Origin of the sequence: Pseudomonas bharatica (assembly GCF_048586865.1) — a bacterium.
In the GTDB taxonomy this organism is placed as follows: domain Bacteria; phylum Pseudomonadota; class Gammaproteobacteria; order Pseudomonadales; family Pseudomonadaceae; genus Aquipseudomonas; species Aquipseudomonas bharatica.
Genome location: NZ_JBMAWR010000001.1, coordinates 140,310 through 165,142, shown reverse-complemented (window position 1 = coordinate 165,142; position 24,833 = coordinate 140,310). Strand labels below are relative to the sequence as shown.

At 66.7% G+C, this 24,833-nt stretch carries 19 protein-coding genes; 17 read left to right on the top strand and 2 right to left on the bottom strand.

What is annotated here, in order from left to right; genetic code table 11:
- Positions 1 to 201: 201 nt before the first annotated feature.
- From ACKLLE_RS00785 to ACKLLE_RS00710, 16 genes are read left to right on the top strand one after another with little or no spacing between them, the layout of a single operon-like run.
- Positions 202 to 1,554: a UDP-glucose dehydrogenase family protein gene (locus tag ACKLLE_RS00785; protein WP_420056426.1), complete on the top strand. Its 1,353-nt coding sequence runs from the start codon at positions 202 to 204 to the stop codon at positions 1,552 to 1,554.
- Positions 1,551 to 2,621 carry an NAD-dependent epimerase gene (locus ACKLLE_RS00780; protein WP_420056425.1) on the top strand — a complete coding sequence of 357 codons (1,071 nt, stop codon included), beginning with the start codon at positions 1,551 to 1,553 and terminating at the stop codon, positions 2,619 to 2,621. The genes ACKLLE_RS00785 and ACKLLE_RS00780 overlap by 4 nt, the downstream gene beginning before the upstream one ends.
- Positions 2,618 to 3,364: a sugar transferase gene (locus tag ACKLLE_RS00775; RefSeq protein ID WP_279897531.1), complete on the top strand. Its 747-nt coding sequence runs from the start codon at positions 2,618 to 2,620 to the stop codon at positions 3,362 to 3,364. Before ACKLLE_RS00780 ends, ACKLLE_RS00775 begins: the two co-directional genes overlap by 4 nt.
- A 1-nt stretch (position 3,365) precedes the next feature.
- Positions 3,366 to 4,013 carry a CpsD/CapB family tyrosine-protein kinase gene (locus ACKLLE_RS00770; RefSeq protein ID WP_279897532.1) on the top strand — a complete coding sequence of 216 codons (648 nt, stop codon included), beginning with the start codon at positions 3,366 to 3,368 and terminating at the stop codon, positions 4,011 to 4,013.
- A gap of 24 nt (positions 4,014 to 4,037) precedes the next feature.
- The gene (locus ACKLLE_RS00765; protein ID WP_064304590.1) at positions 4,038 to 5,066 is read left to right on the top strand and encodes a polysaccharide biosynthesis/export family protein; all 1,029 of its coding nucleotides are present in this window, start codon (positions 4,038 to 4,040) and stop codon (positions 5,064 to 5,066) included.
- Between the two features lie 19 nt (positions 5,067 to 5,085).
- The gene (locus tag ACKLLE_RS00760; RefSeq protein ID WP_420056424.1) at positions 5,086 to 6,651 is read left to right on the top strand and encodes a GumC family protein; all 1,566 of its coding nucleotides are present in this window, start codon (positions 5,086 to 5,088) and stop codon (positions 6,649 to 6,651) included.
- Positions 6,612 to 7,733, top strand: coding sequence for a glycosyltransferase family 4 protein (locus tag ACKLLE_RS00755; protein ID WP_420056423.1), 1,122 nt, complete (start codon positions 6,612 to 6,614; stop codon positions 7,731 to 7,733). Before ACKLLE_RS00760 ends, ACKLLE_RS00755 begins: the two co-directional genes overlap by 40 nt.
- On the top strand, positions 7,730 to 9,100 hold the full coding sequence (locus ACKLLE_RS00750; RefSeq protein WP_064304593.1) for an O-antigen ligase family protein: 1,371 nt from the start codon (positions 7,730 to 7,732) through the stop codon (positions 9,098 to 9,100). The genes ACKLLE_RS00755 and ACKLLE_RS00750 overlap by 4 nt, the downstream gene beginning before the upstream one ends.
- A complete protein-coding gene (locus tag ACKLLE_RS00745) occupies positions 9,097 to 10,062 on the top strand; it encodes a glycosyltransferase family 2 protein (protein ID WP_420056422.1) in 966 nt (321 codons plus the stop codon). The genes ACKLLE_RS00750 and ACKLLE_RS00745 overlap by 4 nt, the downstream gene beginning before the upstream one ends.
- Positions 10,055 to 11,191, top strand: coding sequence for a glycosyltransferase (locus ACKLLE_RS00740; protein WP_420056421.1), 1,137 nt, complete (start codon positions 10,055 to 10,057; stop codon positions 11,189 to 11,191). Before ACKLLE_RS00745 ends, ACKLLE_RS00740 begins: the two co-directional genes overlap by 8 nt.
- A gap of 10 nt (positions 11,192 to 11,201) precedes the next feature.
- Positions 11,202 to 12,203: a polysaccharide deacetylase family protein gene (locus ACKLLE_RS00735; protein WP_064304767.1), complete on the top strand. Its 1,002-nt coding sequence runs from the start codon at positions 11,202 to 11,204 to the stop codon at positions 12,201 to 12,203.
- Positions 12,200 to 13,507 carry a lipopolysaccharide biosynthesis protein gene (locus tag ACKLLE_RS00730; protein ID WP_420056420.1) on the top strand — a complete coding sequence of 436 codons (1,308 nt, stop codon included), beginning with the start codon at positions 12,200 to 12,202 and terminating at the stop codon, positions 13,505 to 13,507. The genes ACKLLE_RS00735 and ACKLLE_RS00730 overlap by 4 nt, the downstream gene beginning before the upstream one ends.
- Positions 13,504 to 15,429 (top strand): hypothetical protein, encoded by a 1,926-nt coding sequence (locus ACKLLE_RS00725; protein WP_420056419.1) that lies wholly within the window; start codon positions 13,504 to 13,506, stop codon positions 15,427 to 15,429. Before ACKLLE_RS00730 ends, ACKLLE_RS00725 begins: the two co-directional genes overlap by 4 nt.
- Before the next feature lie 46 nt (positions 15,430 to 15,475).
- A complete protein-coding gene (locus tag ACKLLE_RS00720; RefSeq protein WP_420056418.1) occupies positions 15,476 to 16,162 on the top strand; it encodes a GNAT family N-acetyltransferase in 687 nt (228 codons plus the stop codon).
- Between the two features lies 1 nt (position 16,163).
- Entirely contained in the window at positions 16,164 to 17,303 is a 1,140-nt protein-coding gene (locus ACKLLE_RS00715; protein ID WP_420056417.1) for a GNAT family N-acetyltransferase, read from the top strand.
- Positions 17,285 to 18,094, top strand: coding sequence for a carbohydrate deacetylase (locus tag ACKLLE_RS00710; RefSeq protein ID WP_420056416.1), 810 nt, complete (start codon positions 17,285 to 17,287; stop codon positions 18,092 to 18,094). Before ACKLLE_RS00715 ends, ACKLLE_RS00710 begins: the two co-directional genes overlap by 19 nt.
- A gap of 50 nt (positions 18,095 to 18,144) precedes the next feature.
- Here ACKLLE_RS00710 and ACKLLE_RS00705 read toward each other — a convergent pair whose 3' ends face one another.
- Complete coding sequence (locus tag ACKLLE_RS00705) at positions 18,145 to 18,336, bottom strand: hypothetical protein (protein ID WP_064304600.1); 192 nt, start codon at positions 18,334 to 18,336, stop codon at positions 18,145 to 18,147.
- 127 nt (positions 18,337 to 18,463) lie between these two features.
- Between ACKLLE_RS00705 and ACKLLE_RS00700 the strand changes: the two genes are divergently transcribed.
- Complete coding sequence (locus ACKLLE_RS00700; RefSeq protein ID WP_420056415.1) at positions 18,464 to 22,528, top strand: dermonecrotic toxin domain-containing protein; 4,065 nt, start codon at positions 18,464 to 18,466, stop codon at positions 22,526 to 22,528.
- 3 nt (positions 22,529 to 22,531) lie between these two features.
- On the opposite strand, the gene ACKLLE_RS00695 is transcribed toward ACKLLE_RS00700, so the two are convergent.
- The gene (locus ACKLLE_RS00695; RefSeq protein WP_420056414.1) at positions 22,532 to 24,784 is read right to left on the bottom strand and encodes a putative bifunctional diguanylate cyclase/phosphodiesterase; all 2,253 of its coding nucleotides are present in this window, start codon (positions 24,782 to 24,784) and stop codon (positions 22,532 to 22,534) included.
- Positions 24,785 to 24,833: the final 49 nt, after the last annotated feature.

Below are 24,833 nucleotides of genomic sequence, written 5' to 3'. Positions count from 1 at the left end.
TCGAGAAACTCATCGATGACGCTGCAACACCTTTTCGATGCAAAGGCGCGGATTGAAAGGGATTGATGGCAAAACGACCCATGCATCAGGCGACGTAAGTTAAGCGAAAGATGCCATTCCCTTGACACTTTTTCCGCAGCCTGCGCTATACCCAACACACATCGCTGTTACATCCCCATTACGTCATGCGAGGCCGCCGGAATGGACGTGAGTGTGTTCGGTACGGGTTACGTGGGTCTGGTCCAGGCAGCCGCCCTGGCGGATGTCGGCCATCGGGTGCTGTGCGTGGATGTCGATAGCCACAAGATCAGCCAGCTTCGCCAGGGCGTGCCGCCGATCCATGAGCCCGGGCTGTCGGCCCTGCTCGAGGACAATATCCGCGATGGCCGCCTGCTGTTCAGCACCCAGGCCAGCGATGCGGTAAACCACGGTGAACTGATCTTCATCGCTGTCGGCACACCGCCCGACGAGGACGGTTCCGCCGACCTTTCCCATGTGCTCGGCGTCACCCGGCAGATCACCGAACTGATGGACAGCGACCGTACCCTGGTCATCAAGTCCACGGTGCCGGTGGGTACCGCCGACCAGGTGGCGCAACTGGCCCGCGAACAACTCGATCGCCTGGGCAAGCTGGGCCTGAAGGTGCGGGTGGTGTCCAACCCGGAATTCCTCAAGGAGGGCAGCGCCCTCGCCGACTGCCTGCGCCCCGACCGGATCATCGTCGGCACCTGCGACGCCGATGCCCAGGACCAGCTCACCGAACTCTATGCGCCCTTCTGCCGCAACCATGAAAAGCTCATGTTCATGGACAACCGCAGCGCCGAGCTGACCAAGTACGCCGCCAACGCCATGCTCGCCACGCGCATCAGCTTCATGAACGAGCTGGCCAACCTCACCGAGCGCCTTGGTGCCGATATCGAGGCAGTACGCAAGGGCATCGGCTCCGATCCGCGCATCGGCTATCACTTCATCTACCCCGGCTGCGGCTTCGGCGGCTCGTGCTTCCCCAAGGACCTGCGCGCCCTGCTGCACACCGCCGAGCACAACGGCATGCCGCTGCGCCTGCTGCAGAGCGTCAGCGAAATCAACGACAGCCAGCGGCAGATCCTCTTCGCCAAGCTCAAGCAGCATTTTCCCGGGAGCCTGGCCGGTAGGTCGGTAGCGCTCTGGGGGCTGGCCTTCAAGCCCAATACCGACGACATGCGCGAGGCGCCCAGCCGCTACCTGATGGAAGCGCTGTGGGCCGAGGGCGCGACGGTGCATGCCTTCGACCCGGAAGCCATGGCCGAATGCCGGCGCCTTTACGGCTACCGCAAGGACCTGCACCTCTGCGCGACCCGCGACGATACCCTGGAAGACGCCGATGCCTTGGTGATCTGCACCGAATGGAAAAACTTTCGTGTGGTGGACTTCACCCTGCTGGCGAGAAAGCTGCGCCAGCGCCTGATCATCGACGGCCGCAACCTGTACAACCCCGACCAGGTCGCCACCTTCGGCCTGGACTATTGCGGCATCGGCCTGCGCCATGTCGTGCCCGAGGTTCCGGCGCCATGAAAGTCCTGGTGACCGGCGCCGCCGGCTTCATCGGTGCCCATTGCGCGCTGCGCCTGCTGCGCGATGGCCACCAGGTGATCGGCCTGGACAATTTCAATGCCTATTACAACCCGGCGTTGAAGGTGGCCCGGGTCGACTGGGTACGCCAGCAGGCCGGGGACTTCGCCCCGCGTATTCTCGACCTCAACGATGCCGAGGGCCTGGAGCGCCTGTTCGCCAGCGAGCGCCCCGAGATCGTCGTGCACCTGGCCGCCCAGGCCGGGGTGCGCTATTCCCTGGACAATCCCCGGGCCTACCTGGACAGCAATATCGCCGGTTTCCTCAATATCCTCGAATGCTGCCGCCGCCATCCGGTGCAACACCTGCTGTTCGCCTCGTCCAGCTCGGTTTACGGCGCCAACCGCCGGGTGCCCTATTCGGTACGCGACGGCGTCGACCACCCGCTGTCGCTGTACGCCGCGAGCAAGAAGGCCAACGAGGCCATGGCCCACTGCTACAGCCACCTGTTCGGCATCGCCGCAACCGGCCTGCGCTTCTTTACCGTGTACGGCCCCTGGGGCCGGCCCGACATGTCGCCGATCCAGTTCGCCACCGCCATCCATGAGGGCCGACCGCTGCGCCTGTTCAACCATGGCCGGCATCAGCGCGACTTCACCTGCATCGACGACATCGTCGAAAGCCTGGTGCGCCTGATACCCCTGGCGCCAACGGCCAATCCGGACTGGGATGCCCTGCACCCGGACCCGGCCAGCAGCCACGCGCCCTGGCGCCTGTACAACATCGGTGGGCAACGCCCGGTGGCCCTGCTCGACTACGTCGCGCTGCTGGAGAAGCACCTGGGGCGCAAGGCGCACATCGAGCTGCTGCCGCTGCAACCGGGCGATGTGCTCGACACCTGCGCCGACGCCAGCGACCTCGCCTTCGCCACCGGCTACAGCCCGCTGATCTCCCTGGATGAAGGGCTCGGGCGCTTCGCCGCCTGGTTCCTCGACCACTACCTGCCGCTGCTCGGGACGCCAGCGCAGATCCACCGGGCCACGCCCGCAGAGCAACGGAGGTCGTCATGACCGGACAACCGCAAAGCGCCCAGGTACAGGCGCTGCAAGAAGACAAGCGGATGGACCCCAAGCACCGCATGCGCATCGATTCGGCGGTGCACAAGCAGGGCCGTGGCTGGTTCACCGGGCGCATCGGCGGCCGGCCCTGGACCCTGTCGCGGACCAACCGCTGTGTCGCCGCCGTCGGTGCGGTGCTCCTGATCATCCTTCTGGCGCCGCTGCTGCTGGTGCTCGCGGTGCTGGTCAAGGCCAGCGGCCCGGGGCCGGTGTTCTTCGTGCAGCGGCGCACCGGTTACCGCGGGCGCTGCTTCGGCATGTACAAGTTCCGCACCATGGTCGCCGAGGCCGAGGCGTTGAAAGAATCCCTGAGGCACCTGAACAAGCACGGTGCCCACTCCATCGACTTCAAGATCGACGATGACCCGCGGGTAACCCGGATCGGCCGCTGGCTCCGGCGCAGCAGCCTCGACGAGTTGCCCAACCTGTTCAATGTGGTGCGCGGCGAGATGCGTTTGGTGGGACCCCGACCTACCTCGTTCAACGCCTACCGCTACAAGGACAGCCACCTCGCCCGCCTGAGCATCTACCCCGGCATGACCGGACTCTGGCAGATCTCCGGGCGCAGCGACATCGACTTCGACCAGCGGGTCGAGCTTGACCTCAGCTACATCGCCGAACAGAGCCTGAGCCTGGACCTGAAGATCCTGCTCAAGACCCCCTTCAAAGTCTTCACTGGCCACGGAGCAAGTTGAGATGGACGGTTCTACTTCAAGAAGCATGAGTATCGCGACCCCAAGCGAAACCAACCTGACCTCCACCGTGCTCGACCAGAATCGACGCCTGCTGTTGCTCACCGCCGCCAACAGCGGTGCCGGCACCAGCACCAGCGCCCTGGCCGTCGCCAAGCAATTGGCGCAGATGAGCGGTGGCACGGTGTTGCTGATCGATGCCAGCAACGCTCCCGACAACCTCAGCCAGCAACTGGGCCTGGGCAAGTTGCGCGGCTTGCGCGACCTGCTGTTCGACGACCAGACCCCGCCGCTGCCCCAGGACTGCATCGTGCGCCTGTCCGACCAGAGCTTCGACCTGCTGCCCTGCGGGCTGCACAAGCGCGGCGGTGCACGGCTCGATCCGGAAATGCTGCGCGTGCTGCTGCGCAGGCTGGCCAACGACTACCGCTTCGTGGTGATCGACGGCGAGGCGGTCTACGCCGGGGCCGACAGCCTGGTGCTCGGGCCACTGGTGGACGGGGTGATCCTGGTCATCGACGCCGACGACACCCGCCGCGAAGTGGCCCAGGCCGCCAGCCAGCGCCTGGTCCAGGCCGGGGCGCTGCTGATCGGCAGCGTCTTCAACCGGCGCCGGTACTACATGCCCAAGTGGCTCTACAACAACCTTTGAGCCGACCGTGCGAGGGACAACGACATGAACACTCCCCTGATCGCCCTGTTCGCCCTGGTCCCGCTGCTGGCGGCCTGCAGCAGTAACCAGGAAATGCACCAGATGCCGGTGCAGATCATGACCGCACCGGCCGCCGGCGCCCAAGCCACCGAGCTGGAAAGCCAGGAGCAGGTACTGCGGCCGCAGGACGTGCTGGACGTGATCTTCCATATCGCCACCAGCGGCACCGATGCCTACCGCATCCAGCCCGGCGATACCATCGGGCTCAACTTTCTCTCCGCCAGTTCGCTGAACGGCAACCAGCTGGTGCTGCCCGACGGCCGTATCGAGCTGCCGGCGGCCAACACCTCGGTACAGGTCGCCGGGCTTACCTCCGACCAGGCCCGCGCCGCGATCCAGCAGGCCTACCGCAACAAGAGCCTGTTCCAGCCCAACCGCGACCAGTTGACCGTGCAGGTGATCAGCCCGCTGACCAACGAGCAGAACCTGAAGAACGCCCTGAACCACCCGGCCACCGGCCTGAGCCGGGAAATCACGGTGAACAGCGACGGCCGCGCGAACTTCCCCGAAGTCGGCTCGGTGGCCCTGCAGGGCATGACCGTGAGCCAGCTGGAGGCCTACCTGAACGAGCGCTACGCCAAGCTGCCAGGGAAGATGAGCGTGGACGTAATGCTCAAGTCCACGGCGGTGAACGAGATCTACGTGCTGGGTGAAGTCGGCGCACCAGGGGCTTATCCGATCCGCCGCCCGGTCTCGGTGCTCGAGGCCCTGACCCTGGCCCGCGGCCCCAGCATCAAGGCCCGCCTGGACTCGGTGATGATCATGCGGCGCAAGGGCAACCAGGTGACGGCGGTGCCCTACAACATCGACCAGGCCCTGGACGCCAGCGCCCAGCAGGTCGCCTACCTGCAACCGGACGACATGCTCTACGTGCCCAAGACCAAGCTCGCCAGCGCCGGCGAACTGGCCCGGCAACTGGCCGACGTGGTGCTGTTCCAGGGCTTCGGTGTGAGTTTCAGCTACCGCCTCGACAACAAGGGCGGCTCCAACTGACCTTCGGGAGTATCGCGACATGAATCCCAAAGAGAATTACCTGCACGAGTTCTTCCGCATCTTCTTCGCCAACCGGCAGTGGGTGAAGCGCATCTTCCTGGCCTTTGCGGTGATCGCGCTGCTGTTGCCGTTGGTGCTGCGCCAGAGCTTCGATATCGGCGCCGAGGTGATCGTCCAGTCGAAAAAACTGTCGCAGAGCGACACCAACACCGCACTGGCCCAGGAAACCGACAAGTTCATCCCGCCGTCGCTGGCCGACATGGAAACCGAGAGCAATATCCTGCGCTCGCCGACCCTGATCCGCCAGACCATCAGCCAGCTGCGCAGCGAAGGCAAGTACAGTGCGGAGCCGGGCATGCTGGAGCGCTGGGTGCTCGCTCCGCTGCACGCCCGGGTCATCGACCCGATGCGCACCGCCCTCGGCCTGCGCGTGCAGGCGGCCGGCGACAGCGAACTGGATGCCCTGACCGACCAGGCGGTGAAAAACCTCAAGGTCGATACCCTGCCCGGTTCCAACGTGATCTCGGTGAACTACAGCTTCGCCGACCCGGCCCAGGGCACCGCCTTTGTCGCCCGCCTGCTGGACAACTACCTGAAGAACCGCCAGGACCTGCAATCCAACGAGCTGCCGGAGTCCTTCTATGAACAGAAGAAACTCCAGTACCAGACCCGCCTCGATGACCTGGAAAGCAAGCGCCTTGGCTTGCTGGAGGCCAACGGTTCGTCCGATCCGAAGGAGGAAATCACCTTCCGCCTGAACGCGATCAACACCGAGGAACAGGACCTCAACCAGTACCGTGACCGCCTGCTGCAAAGCCAGCGCTGGCTCGACTACCTGAAGTCGGCCCTGGCCAGCGCCAGCTCGGCGAAGATGAGCGACTACGCCTTCCCGTTCACCTTCACCACCACGGTGGACAACATCGCCTTCGAGGATCGCGAGATCAAGCAACTGGGCGAGCAATTGACCACCCAGGTATCGCGCTACGGCAATGACACGGCGATCTTCCAGCCCGGCAGCGAGCCCATGCAACTGCAACGCGAGCAGATCACCCGCACCCGCCAGCAATTCCTCAAGGTGGTGTCCAACCGCATCAGCGAGCGCGAGAAGGACCTGACCGTGGTCCAGGAAGTGATCGCGCAGAAAACCGCGCGCATCGGCGAGCTGAAAGGCCGCATCCACCAGTTGCAGGAAACCCAGAGCAAGGCGCGCCAGCTCGACACCGAGATCGATGCCCTGCACAAGGCCTTCTTCACCTACACCCAGCGCTATGAAGAAAGCCGCGGCCAGGGCCAGCTGGACAACCTGTCCAACGCACGCATCCTCAGCGCGCCCTACCAGCCCACCGAAGCCGCCTTCCCCAGGCCGCTGCTGATCGTGCCGTTCGGCATGCTCACCGGGCTGCTGTTCGCGATCGCCCTGGTGTATGTCCGCGAGTTCTTCGACCACCGCTTCAAACATCCGGCACAGATCGGCCAGGAGCTGAACCTGCCGGTGCTGCTGGTAATCAACGACCAGACCCCGGAACTGCCCAACCCGCACCGGCAATGGTCGCTGCCGCGGCTGTGGCACTGGGTGCGCAATTGAACGCCGCGGCCCCGCGCCAGCCGATCATCCACCTGCTCAACAGCGGTGGGTTCTACGGCGCCGAGCGCATGCTGCTGGACCACTGCCTGGCCACGCCAGGGCAGCATCGGGTGTTGTTTCTCGAAGCACCGGATGAATTGCTGGCGCGCTTTCGCCGCGCCGGGGTGGACTGCCAGCGTTGCACCGGGGTGGCGGGGCTGCTCGGCGAAATCGGCCGTGGGCGGCGGGCGAAACCGCTGCTCAACGCCCACAACTTTCGTGGCCTGCTGTTCGGTTGCCTGGCTGCGCTGCTGTGGGGCGTGCCGCTGCTGGCCACCCAGCATGGCTTCACCCCGCACAATCGCAAGCAGCGCCTGTACACCTGGCTGACCCTGCGCCTGTGCCGTTCGCCGCTGGTGAGCAAGGTGGTATGCGTGGCCGAAAGTATCGCCCGGATCCTGCGTGACGCCGGGGTTGCCAGCAGCAAGATCCGGGTGATCCCCAACGGCCTGCCGGACACCGCGCAGCCACTGCGCCATGCGCCTCATCACGGTCAATGGCTGGCCGGCTACGTGGGGCGCCTGAGCAGCGAGAAAGGCCCCGACCTGTTCCTCGATACCCTGATCCCGCTGTGCCGGCGTTATCCGCACTTGCATGCGGTGATGCTCGGCGACGGCCCCGAGCTGCCGGCCCTGCGCGCACGGATCGCCGCCGCCGGGCTGGGCGAGCGCATTCTGCTGCCCGGCTTCCAGCAGGACATGCGCCCGTGGATGGGCCGGCTCGACGCCCTGGTGATCAGCTCGCGCACCGAGGGCACGCCGATGATCCTGCTCGAAGCCATGCAGGACGGGGTTCCGGTGGTGGCCTTCGGCGTCGGCGGGATCCCCGATGTGATCGAACACGGGCGCAGCGGCCTGCTGGCCCGGCCGCTGGCCGTGGACGAGCTGGCCGCGCAATTGGCCGCGCTGATCGACGACCCGGCCCAGGCCGGCGAGCTGATCGCCCAGGCCCGGCGCACCCAGCGCGAGCGCTATCACCTGCCCACCCTGGCCCAGCGCTGGGCCCAGGTCTATCTGGGCACCGCAACGGAGGTCCGCGCATGATCCTGCCTCTTTCCCTGATCGGGCTGTTCGGCCTTGTCGCCGTGGCCCTGCTCATCAGCCCCTGGCCTTACCTGGCGCCGGGCGCGGTGCTGGCCCTGGGCGCGATCCTGGCGCTGTGGCGGCGCCCGGCCTGGGGCCTGCTGGCCATCGTCGCCCTGGTGCCGTTCGAAGGCCTGTTCAAGGACAGCGACCTGTCGGCGGCCAAGCTGGTGGGTGCAGCACTGGCCCTGGTGCTGGTCCTGCAACTGGCCAGCGGCAAGCTGGACGGCCTGCGCCTGCGCAGCAACCTGTGGCCCTTGCTGCTGGGTTTCCTGGCCTGCTATGGCTTGAGTTTCTGGCTCAGCGACGACTGGCTGCTGTCGGCGCAGCACCTGCGCGAGTTGCTGATCGGCTTGCTGCTGTTCGTCATGACCCTGCTGGTCGGGCGCGAAGTCAGCCTGCCGGTGCTGGCCCGGCTGGTTTCCCTTAGCGTCGCCACCACCTGCCTGCTGGCCATGTATTCCAGCAAATACCAGGACCAGGGCCGCGCCGCCGGGTTGCTGGACGACCCCAACGTATTCGCCATGCTCATCGCCTTCGCCGTGCCATTGACCATCTGGTTGCTGCTCAATGCACCGCGCCTTGCCGAAAAGGCACTGTGGCTGCTGTGCGCCGGGCTCTTGCTGGCCGGCATGACACGCACCGAATCGCGCTCCGGCCTGGTGGTATTGCTGATCAGCCTGGGCATCGGCCTGTACCACTACCGGGTGCAACTGACGCGGATCCGCCCGCGCCACCTCGGGCTGGTCATGCTGGCCCTGGCCATACTGCTGCCCACGGCGGTGGCGGTGATGCCGGCCAAGTACATCGAGCGCATCCAGTCGCTGAGCGTGCTCAAGTCCGGGGTCAATGCCTACGAGGACGATTCCCTGGGCCGCCGCGCCTCCTATATCGTCGTTGGCAGCCGGATGATCCGCGAGAACCCGGTGTTCGGCTCCGGCCCCGGCACCTTCCCCCTGCATTACGCCCATACCGGCTACGCCAAGGCGTTCTCCGCGAACCGCAAGATCACCGACCTCTATCGCCGTGCGCACAACACCTATCTTGAGCTGTTCAGCGAAGTCGGCATTCCCGGGGCGCTGCTGTTCATCGGCATGATCGCCCTGGCCCTGCGCAACTTCTGGGCAGCCCGCGCTGCCTGGCTGCGCCAGCATGATGTGGCCCGCGCCGACCTGCTCACCCACCTGAGCATGAGCATGCTCTCGATCGGGTTGTTCCTGATGTTCCTCAGCGCGCCGAACCACAAGTACTTGTGGATCATGCTCGCGCTGTCCGCGGTACTGCGGGCCCGGGCCGAGGCGTCCCGCCAGCTGGAGGCGCAGCCATGAGCCGGGTCGCCATCGTCATCCCGATGTTCAACGAAAGCCGGCATATCGGCCGCACCCTCAGGGCCGTGCACGAGGCGGCGCGCAGGGCCGAAGCCATGTGCCGCGTCATCGTGGTCGACAATGGCTCCAGCGACGACAGCCCGCAGATAGCCCGGGCCCTGGGTGCCGAGGTACTGAGCCTGCCGGGCTTGAGCATCGGTGCCCTGCGCAACCGGGGTGCGGCCGCGTGCGACAGTGAATGGCTGGCCTTCCTCGACGCCGATATCGAGGTGCCGGATACCTGGCTCGAGCGGCTTTTCGCACTCAGTGACGAAGACCGTGGCGATGTCTTCGCCCTCGACTGCGACACCCCGCGGCAGGCGCCCTGGTTCGCCATCGCCTGGCAGCGCCGTACCGTGCGCAGCAGCGAGCTGCTGCAGCCGCGGCAATGGCTGCCCAGCCCCAACCTGCTGATGCCACGGCATTGGTTCGCAAAGGTCGGCGGCTTCAACGAAGGCCTGCGCAGCGGCGAGGACAAGGATTTCACCCTACGCCTGCACCAGGCCGGCGCGCGCCTGGTGGCGCTGCGCGATCCGGTGGTACTGCATTGGGGTTACGAGGCCAGCTGGAAAGAATGGCTGGGCAAGGAGATGTGGCGCCAGGGCAGTCATTTGCAATTGCTGCGCAGCCATGGCGCCAGCCTGCGCTTGCTGCGCTTCCCGGCCCTGTCCCTGGGCGCCTGGGCGCTGGATGCCATGGCCCTGTCGGCGCTGCTCGACGGTTTTCCGCACCTGGGCCTGCTGCTGGTGCTGCTGGCCAGCCTGCCCGCCCTGGCCCTGAGCCTGCGGCAAAGCCTGAGGCAGCGCGACCCACGCTTGATGGCGCAGCTCTGGGGCCTGCATTTCATTCGCCTGCACCTGGCCGGCATGGCCTTCGTCCTGAGCCTGTTCAACCTCACCGCAAGGAGGCCTGCCCGTGGCTGAACTCATCTTCTGGTCGTGCCTGTTGCTACCGCTGTATGCCTGGCTCGGCTACCCGCTGGTACTGAGCCTGCTCGCGCCCTTTCGCCACCAGCCCCAGGCGCGCTCGGCACCCCCGCTGGCGGTCAGCGTGGTGATCGCCGCGCATAACGAGCAGCGGCATATCGCGCAGAAGCTGCGCAGCGTGCTAAGCCAGGCAGACGCCAGCGCCAGCCTGCAGGTCATCGTCGCCAGCGACGGCTCCAGTGATCGCACCGTCGCGTGTGCGCGCAGCATCGACGACCCGCGCATCCTGGTCCTCGACCTGCCGCGCATTGGCAAGGCCGCCGCCTTGAATATCGCGGTCGAGCGCTGCCAGGGCGAGATCCTGGTGTTCACCGATGCCGACAACCAATGGGTCGACGACACCCTCGGTCACCTGCTGCGGCCGTTCGCCATGCCCGGTGTCGGCGGTAGCGCCGGGCAGATGATCATTCCCCGAACGGGCAAGGGCCTGAGCCTGGGCGATAGCCTGTATCGGCATTACGAAGGCTGGGTGCGCCGCGTGGAAAACCGCAACGGCTGCATGGTGTCCGCCGACGGTGCCTTGCTGGCGCTGCGCCGCGAGCTGTACGAGGCGATTCCCGAACAGGTCAACGATGACTTCTTTATCAGCACCTGCGCCCCGGCGGCGGGCCAGCGCATCGTCTATGTGCCCGAAGCGCTGGTGCTCGATTGCGGCGTGGACGAGCCCGGCAAGCAGTTTCGCCGGCGCCAGCGGGTCACGGTCGGCGGCTTGCGCAGCCTGGCCGCACGCAGCCAGTTGCTCGACCCGACCCGCCACGGCCTGTACGCCATCGCCCTGATCAGCCACAAGCTGCTGCGCCGCCTGGCGCCACTGCTGCTGGTGCCGCTGTTGCTGAGCAACCTGTGCCTGCTGGATAGCGGCGCCTTCTACCTGTGGACCTGCACCCTGCAGTTGCTCGGCTACGGGACTGCCCTGATCGGCCTGCTGGATGCCGGCAGGCGCCTGCCCAGGCCCTTCCGCCTGGCGGCCTACGTACTGGTGACCTGTGCCGGGATGAGCGTCGGGCTGTGGCAATTCCTGCGCGGCCAGGGCTATCGCCAATGGAACCCCGAGCAGAATCGCTGAGGCCATGACCATGCCGATCAAGACCACGCTCAAGCGCGCCCGGGGCTGGATCTACCTCAACTCTCCGGAAGGCCGCCGCCAATTGCAGAACGCCGGGCTGATCCTGATGCTGCACCGCGTACTGCCGGACGATCGCGCCGCCACCCTGCCCCATCGCAACGAGCTGTGCGTCGGGCCGCTGGCCTTCGAACGCTTGCTGCGCTGGCTGCGCGGGCATTTCGACTGCCTGCCGCTGCTGGACCTGCTGCAAGGGCCGGGCCATGGCAAGCGCCCGCGGGTGGCGCTGACCTTCGATGACGGCTGGCGCGACAATGCCCTTCACGCCTTCCCGCTGCTGCAGCGCTACGAGATGCCGGCGAGCATCTTCCTGTCCACCGACTACATCGGCAGCCGCCAGCGCTTCTGGTGGGAGAGCCTGGGCGAGACCCTGTGGGGCAGCCATGGCGAGCCGGCACGGCACCTGCTGATCGAGAAGCTGCGCCGGGTCGGACGCCCGCTGCCGGCCGCCTACTTCATGCACGACGCGCCGCGGGCCCGCAGCCTGGCCCTGGCGTACTACCTGCACAGCCTGAAAAGCCTGGCGCCAGCCGCCTTGCAGCTATTGACCGACGCCTGCCCGGCGGAGTCCCTGCCCCAGGCCCTGAACTGGCAGCAGGTGCGCCAGCTGGAGGATTCCGGGCTGATCCGCTTCGGTCCGCATGGCGCCAGCCACGCCTTGTTGCCGGGGCTGGACGAACATCGCCTGGAGGAAGAAATCAGCCGCAGCCACCGCGCCCTGCGCAACGGCTGTCGCGATCCGCTGCCGGTGTACTGCTACCCCAATGGCGACCATGACCTGCGGGTGCGCCAGCGCCTGGCCGCGCACCAGTATCCTTGGGCCTTGGGCACCCGTCCCGGGTTGTGCCTGGGCAGCGAGGATCCCCTGGCCCTGCCGCGTATCGGTGTCAGCCAGCGCAATGCCAGCCGCCCCTCGCTGCTGGCCTGGCGCATCAGCCAGGCAGGCCGGCCATGAACCGTAGCCACTACGTGCGCCATCTGCTGCTGAGCATGGCCACCAAACTGGCGATGATCGCCCTGCGCCTGCTGCGCAATGTGCTCCTGGCGCGCCTGCTCGGTCCCAGCGAACGCGGCCTGTTCGCCTTGCTCAGCAGCCTGCCGGACCTGATCGCTGCCGCTACCAGTGGCGGGCTGAACAGCGCGATCGGCTATCAAGCGGCGCAGCAACGTGATCCCGGCCTGCTGCTGACCCAGGTGCTGGTCTACGGCTGCCTGCTGGCGGGGTTGCTGACCCTGTTCTGCCTGGGCCTGCTGCGAGGCCCGGGCATCGAACTGGAAGTCACCGAACAGTTGGGTTTGCTGGCCTGGCTGCTGTTGCTGGCGGTGCCGTTGAGCGTGCTGAAGAGCGGCCTGCTGACCCTGCACAACGCCACCGGAGGCGTCGGCGCCTTCAACGCCCTGCGCCTGACCGAATCGCTGGCGCCGTTGCTGCTGTTCATCGCCTTCTACCTGATCTGGCCCGAGGCGGCCCTGCCGGCCGCCCTGGCCAGCTGGTTGCTGGGCCTGGGCCTGGTGGCCGTGCTCGGCCTGCTGTGGCTCGGCCGCGGGCGCCGGCTGCGCCTGTGCTGGGACCGCAGCGGCCAGCGCGAGCTGCTGGCCTATAGCGCCAAGAGCCATCCCGACCTGCTGTTCCAGCAGGTGATCCTGCGCTCGGACTACCTGTTCGTCAGCGCCCTGCTCGGCAGCGCCGCCCTGGGCCACTACGCCATGGCCAGCGCTGCCGCCGAATTGCTGCTGATCGTTCCCGAGGCGGTGACCACACCCTTGATGAAGCGCCTGCTGCAACAGGACCCGGGCATGGAGCGCCTGACCCCGCTGGCCCTGCGCCTGACCGCCACGGTGATGCTCGGCGCCTGCCTGGGCATGGCCCTGATCGGCGAATGGCTGATCGTCACCCTGTTCGGTGTCGCCTACCAACCGGCCTACCCGGCGCTGCTGGCGTTGCTGCCGGGGCTGTTCGGCCTGTGCTACGCCAGCATCCTGCGCCTGGACCTGCTGGGCAAGAACCGTCCCGGCAGCGTGTCGCTGATGATGGGCGCCGGCGCCGCGCTGAACCTGGTCCTGAATGTGCTGCTGATCCCTCGCTACGGCATCGTCGGTGCCGGGCTGGCCTCGTCGGTCGCCTACCTGGCGGTGACCCTGGCGATGCTGGTGCTGTATTGCCGGCTCAGTGGCGTGGCCTGGTGGCGTGTGCTGATCGTGTTGCCGGGCGACCTTGTGCCGCTGTGGCGCAGGCTGCCCGGGAGGCTCACGCAATGAAAGGCCTCGGCGTGCTGATCGCGCTGTGCCTGTGCAGCGCATTGACCCAGGCCGCGCAACTGCGCTGGCCGGATATCCGCGATGGTGCGCTGTACCTGACGCCAGGGCGCAACGACACCCTGCGTCTGGATTGGGTCGGCGCCTGGCAGGCCGGGGCCAATCCGGAGCAGGTGTTCCTCCTCGATGGCCAGGGGCGCCTCGCAGCGCAACGCGCCATCGCCGCCAGCGAGGTCCGTGGCCAGCAGCAATGGCCGTTGAGCACCGGGCGTGGCAGCTATCGCCTGGAAATCCCCGGCTATAGCTTCCGCCGCTACCAGCCAGCATTCAGCGACAGCACCCGGGCGCAGTTTGCGCCGGCCAGGGTGCACTTCAGCCTTCAGGTGCAAGCCGGAACCCTCTTCTATTTCCGCGTCGGCCCCGGCGAAGCGGCGGTGCTGGCGGGCAAGTACCAGGGCGGCGTCAGCGGCCTGCGTGCGGTGCGGCTCGAGGATGGGCAAAGCCTGGACCTGCTGCTGGCCCCACAGCCGGCCTACTGGCAGTACCAGCAGGTCAGCCTGCCGCGCAGCGCCAGGGCGCAGGTCTGGCGCCTGGAACTGCAAGGCAGCGGCAAGGCGGCTTTCTGGCTGGATGGCACGGCCAACCTGTTCGCACGCCGTCCCGAAGACCTGCAGCCCTTGCAGGAACAGCCCGGCACTGTCGCTCTGCGCCTGGGCAGCACGCAACTGGGGCCGACCGCGAAACTGGGGCTGAACCTGCCCTACCTGCTGCCCCCACCGTCCAGCCATGCCTTGCTCGACGCCCTCAAGCCCCGGGCCGGTGGATTCTATAGCTTCGTCGATGTACTGGCACGACAGCCTGATTTCGAGACGGGCTTCCGGCGTTTGTATCGCCAGCGCTTCGGCATCGAGGATGACATCACCCTGCTCGCTGCCACCGGACGCCGGGCCGATCTCAAGGATGACGCGGTGAGCCGCCGCGGCCTGCACGCCTGGCTGGCGACCAGCGTCGCCCTGGGCGGCAGCGGTCGGCATTACATTGCCTTTGCCGACGAGCCCAACCTCAATTACCCGGCCTACGCGGATTTCCGCGCTTTTTTCGCTGCGCGCCTGCAACAGGTCGAGGACTATCCAGGGGCCCGTGAAGCGGGCGTGCGCATCGCCCTACCGGCCAGTTCGCGGCTGGTCAATGGTCCCACTGCCGAGCACAGCGAGCAGCGCCGCGGGCTGGACTGGGCGCGGCGCCTGCTAGACGAGTTCGGCCCGCGCATCGACGCCCTGGCCTGGCATGAATGGATGGTGCGCGACCTGCTGGCCACCCGCGCCTACCGCGACCAAGTGCGCCAGGCCGCGGCGCTGGTCGGCCTGGACCAACGGGGGCGACCGCGCAAGGCCTTGCTGCTGGACCAGACCAACCTGTCAAGCGGCTCCAGCCTCAGCCTCTACGAGCAGGACGGACACCTGGGCGCGCTGTGGTGGGCCTCGGTGGCGATCAACGCCAGCGCCGACGGCCTGCTGGACATGCTCAACTGGTTCCAGGCCGCCGACGAGCCGGACTACCCCAAGGGCATGCTGCGGGTCCTGGGCCCACGCAAATTCGAACTCAAGCCGGTGGGCCTGGCCCAGCAGTTCATCCAGCGCCACTGGCTGGACCAGGTGCTGCATCTGGACAACGACGCCTTCGAAGTGGACGCCCTGGCCATGGCCCGCGGCTCGCGGCGCAGCCTGCTGGGGGTGAACAAAAGCGAACGCCTGCAACGGGTGCATTTCGACAGCGGCGCCCGGCAATGCCCGACACAGACCGAGTTGACCTTCTTCGGACCCGACCACCAGCCACGCAAGGCCGAACCGGCCTGCCACGGCGGGCGCATCGGCTTCGAGCTGCCGGGGCAGACGATCTTTGCCCTGGGCTGGAACGCGTCGTGACCTGCACGGCGCCGATCACCCGTCTTGCCCGATCCAGGAGGCAATCATGCGTGTACTGAACCAGCTGCAAAACCATATCAGGCACAAAGGACTGCGCTCGGCCCTGAACACCGCCTTCCGGCACTATGTGTTCTATCACTGGGAACTGCTCTGGATGGAGCGCGACCTGGTCAGCCCGGTACCCCCGCACAATCTCAAGTCGAGCCCGCCGACCCACAGCGAGCTGATCACCCTGCACAACGTGCATGCCTTCGCCCGCTATTTCGGCGACCGCCTGGACACCATGCGCGAGCTGGTTGCCGAGGGACACACCGGGATCGTCCGCCGCGACCCCGAGGGCCACGTGGTGGCCTTTATCTGGGGCAGCCCCAAGGACTATCACGACCACCACTTCTACGGTTGCTGGTTCCCGGTCAAGCCCGGCGAGTTCTTCGAGTTCGGCGGCGAGCTGACCCGCGCCTACTGGGGCACCACGCTGTCGGTGGACCTGCAGCTGGACCTGTGGAAGGCCATGAGCAAGCAGGGCTGCGACAAGGTGGTGGACGTCTGCGAAAGCCACAACATCCCGGCGCTGAAGCTGCACATGCGCATGGGTTACCACGAGCAGCACCGGGTGACCCATGTGTATTGCCTGTTCGGGCGCTGGAAATTCTTCCGCCAGAGCCGCTACGAAGGTTCGCGCCTGGCCGGGCTGCGCAAGCCGGCCGCTGCCGCTGCTGCCGGAGTGGCCTGAGATGGGCTTGCGCTTGAGCTGGGTGGCCTCGCTGGCGGAACCGGGGTTTCCTGCCGCGGACTACGAAGCCCTGCGCCAGCGCCTGCCCCGGGCCACGCCGTTCAACAGCCTGGCCTGGTTGCGCGCGGCAGAGGCGGCCGTGCAACCGCGGCACAGCGTGCACGTGCTGCTGGGCCATGACGGCGAGCGCCTGCGCTTGTGCCTGCCCTTGCTGCGCATGCCGCTGCGCGGTGGCTTGCCGGGGTTGGTGGTGGTGCGCCACCTGGGCTGGCCGTTGAGCGATCGGGTCGGGTTGATGATCGATCTCGACGAGCAGGATGCGCCGCAGGTGCTGCGCGAGATTCGCCAGCACCTGCCGCATGCGCTGTTGCAACTCAACGAACTCACCGTCGGCGAACCCTGGCTGCTGCAGTGGAGCCGGCACTGTTCGACCTACGAACGACGCCGCATATGCACTGTGCCGGTGCACGGGATCAGCCCGGCGGACCGCCAGGAAGTCAGCGGCGACCCACGCTACAAGTTGCGCCGGGCGCGCAAGCGGATCGCCGCCTGCGGCGCGCAGGTGCGTCGGGTGCGGGTGGATGCCGGCAACATCGAGGCCTGGCTGCAACGTATCGCTGCGGTCGAGGACGCCAGCTGGAAAGGCGACGACGGCGTCGGCATCTTCAGCACGGCACCGTCCAGGGCATGGATGTTCCAGGCCCTGACGGCCCTCGCCGGGCAGGATAGCGTGCGTCTGGTCGTGCTGGAGCTTGACGGCGCGTGCATCAGCTATCGCCTCGGGCTGCTCGAGCGCGGACGCCTGTATGACTACAACCTGGCCTTCCTGCCCGCACACGCCGGGCTGGGCAGTGGCCGGGTACTGTTGCAGGAATGGATCGACTGGGGGCTCGACGAAGGCTGGCAATGGATCGATGCCTCGCGGGTCAGCCTGGAAAACTCCAGCCATCAGTTGCACGAACGCATGACCGGTCAGGTCGAGCATCTGCGCCATGGTTTCTACAGCTGGCGATTGTCCGGCATCTGCCTGGGCCTGGCCCTGCGCATGTGGCGCCGTTGCCAGTCCTGGTTGCGGGCCGCCGGTAAATCTTCCCCTCGTCCCTCCGTTGCAGGAGTTGCACAATGCCCCTCCAGGTCATAGTTAACGCCGATGATTTCGGTCTCAACGAAGCCACCAATGCAGTCATCCTGCGGGCTTTCCAGAACGGTCTGGTCAGCTCGGCCACGGCCATGGCCAACATGCCGGCGTTCCGCAATGCCTGCGCCTTGGCCAGGCAGCAGCCGATGCTGCGCGGGCGGATCGGGCTGCACTTCAATATCAGCCATGGGCGGCCATTGAGCGAGGCGATCCTGGAGGAGCCGTTGTTCTGCAATGGCGCCGGGGAATTCGAATTCAGCCTGTCACGCAAGAGCCTCTGGCTGCAAAAGCGCACGCGGCAGGCGGTGGAACGGGAACTGGCAGCGCAGTGGCAGCATTGTTTGAGCCTGGGATTGCTGCCCAGCCACCTGGACTCGCACCAGCATGTGCACAACGTCTGGCCCATCGGCGAGATCGTCGCCCGCTTCGCTGCGCGGGAGGGCGTGCCCGTGCGCCTGGCGCGCAATATCGGCGGCAATATCGGCACGGCGAAGCGCTTGTTCAAAAGCCTGCTCAACCGGCGGCTGCGGCAACTGGCCGGGGCCAGTGCGGATCACGTGTGCACGCCGGTGGACCTGCGCGCAGGCCTGGCGCCGCAGAACGGTTTACTGGAGGTGGTGGTGCATCCGAGTGCGCTGGGATACGCCGACTTCGGGGATGCCTACCTGGATAGCGGGGAGTCGTTGCTGGACTTGCTGGAGGATCGGTTGCCGGGGGTGAAGCGGGTTGGGTATGGGGTGTTGGCGAGAGGCATGGCCCGGACGCAAAAGCTGAGGGCCACGGGGTCCATGTAGGCGCGTGCGGGATGGTTTCGGGACCGCTATCGCGCTCCATCGCAGGTGCCTCACTCCTCGCCAATTTTCGGGAAGCGCCTGCAGCTCTTGCGCTCCATCATCTGCTTGTCCGTCGGCCGTTCATCGATGAACCGTGCCTGGCCGTCGCTGTGGATTTCCAGGAATCCCCAGCGCAGGTCCTTTTCCGTCTGGCCCGGCTTGGGCGGTTCGAACCACCAGACTTCGCGGCTGATCAGTGCCATGTGCACCCCCTTCGGCTGAATATCATCGGTTTCCTGTCACTATAGCCACCGCCCCGCATAACTATGTGCCACCTCCTGTCCGGCAGGACGCGGTGTGCTTGCGCTCCTTCAACAAGGAGTGCCATCGATGAGCGAAAACACCTCCCCCACCTTTCATGACCTGCATGTCAAGGAGCGCCTGCCGCGCTGGCTGGAGCATCTTACGCCGACGCAACTGGCCCGGCTGAAACACCTTGAGGATTATGCCAACTGCACCTGGGCCAATAGCGCCTCGCCCGAGCTGCGCCTGGCCCTGGCCGAGGCCCAGCAACGCAACCGCGAGGTGACCTTCGCCCTGGCAAGGGCCACCGCCGACCTGCGCAGCATCCCTGAGTTCAGCGGGCCATTGCTGATGCAACAGCTCGGGCTGGGCGGCCTGGAACTGAAGAACCTGAAGTTCGTGCGTTTTACCCGCGACTGGAACTGGAAAGCGCTGGCTACCGACCTTAACCACAGGGTCGAGCCGCTGCTGCGGGCCGCCCTGCAAAATTTCGAGAAAGACGCGGAAATGCAACCGGAAAGCGCGGCCATCAGCGGCGACTTCAAGGTCGGCTCGTTCAACGGCTACGCTCGCTACAGCTTCGATGCCCTGCCCTTCAGCGCGGCGCAGTTTGCCGCGCAGTGCCATGAGCTGGACCTTGGTCAACGCTACCAGCAGCACCTGGAGCAGGTGCTGAACCGCGAGGAGGTGCGCAGCCTGGGCATCCGCGCCCGCCGCGAGGCCCTGCAACTGGAATTGATCGTCGCGCGCATGCGCGGCCTGGAGGGCGACCATGCCCAGGTCCAACGCCTGATCGACGGCGCCAGCGACGCCCCGCGCTGCCAGCATTTCAGCCTGTTCGGCGTGGATGTCCTCGACGCCCTGCTGATCCGACCGGCCCACAGCGAAGCGCTGTTCCTGTACCTGCCCGGCATGCCCCGGGCGCTGAGCCATTACCCCAGCCTGGCGGCCTGCCAGCGCGCAGTGCTGCGGCAACTTTGCGATCCGGCCTTGCGCCAACGCTTCTACACCTTCATCCAGCAGGACAAGCTCGAACACTTCGCCAGTGTGTTGCAGCGCAACCTTACCGGCCAGACCCTGGCCAGCGACCGCGACCGGCTTTGGAGCGCTGCGGCCGACACCAACCTGCACTGGGTAAGCAAGCGCATCGAGGACGACCTTTTCCCGTTTCTCCAGGACCGTCACTACCGCCGCCTGCGCAACGAGGCGCGTTTGCTGGCCGTGCCCAGCGCCGACGCGGACGAGGCCGCGCGCCAACGGCGCCTGCACTATTGGGAGTCCGTCGGGCTCGACGTGCTGGGCGTCGCGGCGTTCTTCATTCCAGCCGCCGGCAGCCTGATGATGCTGGTGTTCGCTGCACAGGTTCTCGACGAAATCTACGAAGGCGTGGAAGCCTGGGAACAGGGCGACATCGATGGCGCACTCGAACATGCCAAGGCGGTGGCCATCGATATCGGCACGGCGGTGGCCACCGGCGTCACCCTGCATTACGCCGGCAGGCTGCGCTCGAAGCTGGTCGAGATTCTCCGCCCGGATGGCACGCCACGCCTGTGGAACGGCGATCTCAGGCCCTACCGCGTTGATCCGCCTGCCGCCGCCCAGCGCAACGAGCTGGGCCTGCTGCACAGCGCTGGCGAGCATTATCTGCAACTGGACGACGGTCATTACCGCGTACAGCCCCATGCCGACGGCCAGCGTTGGCAGATCCGCCATCCGCACAATGCCAGGGCAGCGCAGCCACTGCTCGAACACAACGGCGACGGGGCCTGGCACGCTGCCCACGAACGGCCGCTGGAGTGGCCGCAGGCCACCCTGCTGCGCCGCCTCGGCGCCAGGGTGGCGCAGTACAGCGACGACGAGCTGGATATCGCCTGTCGCATCAGCGATACCACCCGGGATGAACTGCTGGACGTGTACCTCAAGCACAGCCCAACACCACCGCGCCTGCTCGCGACCCTGCAACGCCTGCGCGCCGGCCTGCCTGCGCAAGACCCGCTGGAGGCAGTGCTCGAAGGCCTCTACCACCCGGCCCGCTGCCTTCCGGCCAGCGAGCGCCTGGCCTTGCTCAGCCTGCCCGAGCAGCCTGGCTGGCCTGCCGACTGCAGCCTGGAACTGCGCGCCGGTGACCGCTCCGGACCACTGCTGGAACGCGCCGGCGAACGCTTCGCCGGGGATGTGCGCCTGATCATCAAGGGACCCGATGGTTATCTCTGCGAACCGGGCGGCCCGGTACAGGCGGACCTGTTCGATGCCATCGTCAAGGCATTCCCTGAACTCTCCAGCACTGCGCGGGCCCTGAAAAACCGCATCGTCGAACGGGCCCTGCTGCAGCCCGCGCGCACGCGCAGCTGGATCTGGTCCGGCCACAGCGCCGGCTGGCGCGACGAGGGCCGCCTGCTGGGCGGCTTCGATGCCGCGCCGCGCACCTTCCACTATCCCTCGTTCCGCCCGCCCGTCGACCCGCTGCGGGCACGCTATTGCCGACTGTATCCGGCCAGCAGTGACGAACAGGCGGGCAATGCGCTGCGCGCCTGGAGCGACGCCGGCAAACAGCCGCACCTCGAACTGCGCGCCCTGGAGCAACAGCTCGACTACCTGCGCACCACCCTGGGCCAGTGGGCGTCGGCTGCGCCACGGCGCACCGTGGCGCGGGACACATTGATCCGCAGTTGGCAACGCAACCAGCTCGACCAGCGCGAATTGAACCTCACCTCCGTCGGCCTGACCGACGAGGACCTCGCCACCCTGCCCCACCTGGCCGGTGCCTTCGGCCACGTCGAAGAACTGCACCTGAGCGGCAACCCGCTGCGCTCGATGCCCTACCTGTTGACCCGGCAGCTGCCGGCGATGCGTACCCTGTTCGCCAGTGCCATGGAACTCGAAGCGCTACCCGGCGGCCTGCCGCCAACCCTGCGCAGCCTGGAACTGACCGACAACAATATCGTCTGGAGCCCGGCGTCCCAGGACGCACTGGCCAGCTATCCGGCGCTGGAGCGCCTGAACCTGTCCGGCAACCCGCTGACCGTCACCCCATACCTGCCCGCCGCGCCCAGCCTGATCGAGGCCAACCTGTTCGACTGTTCGCTCTATGAAATGCCCATGCATCTGGAGCGTCTGCCGAACCTGGAGCACCTGGACCTGTCTTCCAACCACATCAGCGTGCTGCCTCCGGGGCTGGAGCAGCAACTGTCGGCCGACGCCCGGCGGGCCCTGAGCCTGGAACACAATCCATTGGACGAAGATGCGCTGAACCGTATCGACAACCACTACCAGGCCACCGGCATCGACCTGCTGGTGGCCGAGGACGACTACACCAGCCTGCTGCTGGACGCCGACGATTCGACCCAGGCCTGCTGGGAACGCCTGGCCCGCCTGCTGCCGGTGGAGTATCGCCGCGACCTGCGCGGGGTAGCCGACGAGCCCGCCTACCAGGCCACGCCGATCACCACCCGGCGGCGCTTCTGGTTCATGTTGCACTGGCTGGAAGGCAGCCCGCTGGCCCGGGCCGCAGCGCAGCGCATCGACGCCAGCAAGCTGCTGCACTACGAGCTGCTCGCCGATCTGCAACAGCCAGAGCCCTTCGCCACCCAGCGCCAGCGCACCGAGCACTACCTGAATGTCGCCGTGGCCGCTGCGCGCAGCCTGGCAGTGGACCAGGCCCTGCTCGCGCGCCTGCCCGGCCTTGGCGCGGAACCCATGGAGGCCCTGCGCGCCCTGACCCTGCAGCGCCTGGGCAGCGACCCGCAGCTACAGCTGCGAATCGCTCCAACCGCGCGTGAGCCGGTGAACCTTGACGGTGTGCAGCAGCAGGCGCAGCAGCTCGATGGCCTGTGGACCAGTGCCCTGCGCCATCAACTGCGGCTGATCGACGGCACAACGGCCATCGGACGCGATGCCATCCTCGCCGAACAACCCAACGGCGAACCGGCCTTGCCGTTCTGGAAGCGTCATCTGGAACAGCGCTATCACGTCCAGTTCGAGCAATTGCAGGAACAGGCCAACGCCCAGTTGCTGGATGCGGAGAACCTGCTCAGCGAAGGCGAATACCTCAACGAAGCCAACCACCTGCGCCGGCAACTGGAGCGTGAACGCCAGCGCCTGCTCGACGACCTGACCCGGAGCATCGCCGAAGGCAGCCAGACCCACTGGTAGCCCTCAGCACTGCACGCTGGTGAAACGCTCCCCGGCCAGCCAATGCTCGAAGCGCTCCGCAGGCATTGGCCGGCCGATCAGGTAACCCTGGCCATGGTCGCAGCCGGCATTGCGCAGGAATTGATGCTGTTCTTCGGTCTCGATGCCTTCGGCGGTGATGCGATAGCCGAGGGCATGCCCCAGGTCGATGATCGCCCGGGTAATCGCGACGTCGTTCTCGCCATGGGGTAGGTCCTTGATAAAGGCCCGATCGATCTTCAGGTGATCGATCGGCAAAGCCTTGAGGTAAGCCAGCGACGAATAACCGGTGCCAAAGTCGTCCACTGCCGTGGCCACGCCCAGCGCCTGCAACTGTGCCAGCACCTCGCAGGCGCGCTGCTGGCTTTCCATCAGCAGGCTCTCGGTGATTTCCACTTCCAGCAGCTCGGCGCCCAGCCCGTGACGTTCCAGGCAGCGGACCAGGCTGTGCACGTAGTCGCTGCGCTCGATCTGCAAGGCGGCGACATTGATGGCGATCGGCCCCGGCAACAGTTCGCGATCGCGCCACTGGCGGATCTGCTGGCAGACCATGTCCAGAACCTGCTCGCCCAAGGGAATGATCAAGCCGGTGCGTTCGGCCAGCGGGATGAAATCACCTGGCGACACCAGGCCCTGCTGCGGATCGCGCCAACGCAGCAGGGCTTCGGCGCCTTCGACACGGCCATTGAACAGGTCGATGCGCGGCTGGTACCAGAGCTCGAACTCGCGTTGCTCCAAGGCGCGGCGCAGAGCACTTTCCATCGCCAGGCGCTGCTGCAGGCGAGCGGTCATGTCAGCGTGGTACAGGCGCCACGCGTTGCGTCCGCCTTCCTTGGCCGCGTACATGGCGGTGTCGGCATGGCGCATCAGGATTTCGGCGCTGAGCCCGTGCTCCGGGCACAACGCCACACCAATGCTGCCGCTGACCAGCGCGGCATTGCCCTTGAGGTCGAAAGGCCGTTGCAGCGCGCGCAACAGGCCGTCCACCACCCTGCCCACCTCGTCCGGGCTGCCGGCCCGGGCGAGAATGAACGCGAACTCGTCGCCACCCAGCCGGCACACCGTGTCATGGGCGCCGATCCCGGCCACCAGGCGCTGCGCGGCCTGCTCCAGCAGCAGGTCGCCAAGGTCGTGGCCGAGGCTGTCGTTCACCTGCTTGAACCCGTCGATATCCAGCAACAGTACGGCGCTCTGTATCCGTGGCGCCGCCAGTGCCTGTTCCAGGCGACGCAGGAACAACACACGGTTGGGCAGGCCGGTAATGGCGTCGTAGTGGGCCAGGCGCTCGAGTTGTGCCTGGGAATGCTTGAGCTCGGCATTGCGCTGGTTGATCAGGCGGTTGCTGCGATTCAACTGGGCGACGAAGACGCTGAACAGGCCCGTGGCGCACAGGGCGAAGAGGAACAACGGCGAACCGAACAGGCTGATCGACGACCAGCCGCTGCGCGGCATCGCCGCCAGTTGCCAGGTCCCGCCTGGCACATCGACGTTCAGGGTGACCGCCGAATCGGCGAACAGCCGCGCCTCGCCCCAGATCATCGCCCCGGCCGCGCCCGCGCCATCGGCACCACGCAGGGCCAGGCGGAAGTTGGCATCCTCGACCACGCCGGCGGCCCGCAGCAGGCTGTCGATATCCGCCACTACCGAGACATTGCCCCAGTACAGGCGCACGCCCTTGTGGCCCTTGAGGAACACCGGCCGCCGGTAGATCAGGCCGCGACCGCCCTGGTACAGCTGCACGGGGCCGGCCAGCACCGCATCGCCGCTCTCCCGCGCCCGTTGCACCAGCGGGTATTGCGCAGGCAGCAGACGGTAGTCAAGCCCGACGATGCGTTCGTTGTGGTTGGCGTTCAGCGGGTAGACATCGGCGACCACATCGTTGGGTGCCACCGAGATATGGCGGATATAGGACACCGACTCCAGGGCCTGGCGCGCCATGTCGTGAAAATGCGCCGTGGAAATATTGCCATCGGCACTGAGCAACTGGGCGATGCCCTCGGTCTCACCAAAGGCCGAGCGCATCTGCGCCTCCAGGGCGGCACGAATACCCGACAGGCGCACACTGGCATTGGCGAACTGCTCGCTTTCCTGGCGCTGTACATCGAGCCGGCCAAGGGCGACGGAAAGCCCGATGCCGATCACGGCAAAGCCAAGCGGTAGCAAGCGATAGGCGGTGGAGCGCACGCGGGTGGGGAGAACTCGGGTGGTATTGCCCTGGACCAGTATTCTTGTCGTCATACGCCGGCTGCTTGCGTCCGTTTCCCGGGTTATCGGCGATGGCAAAACA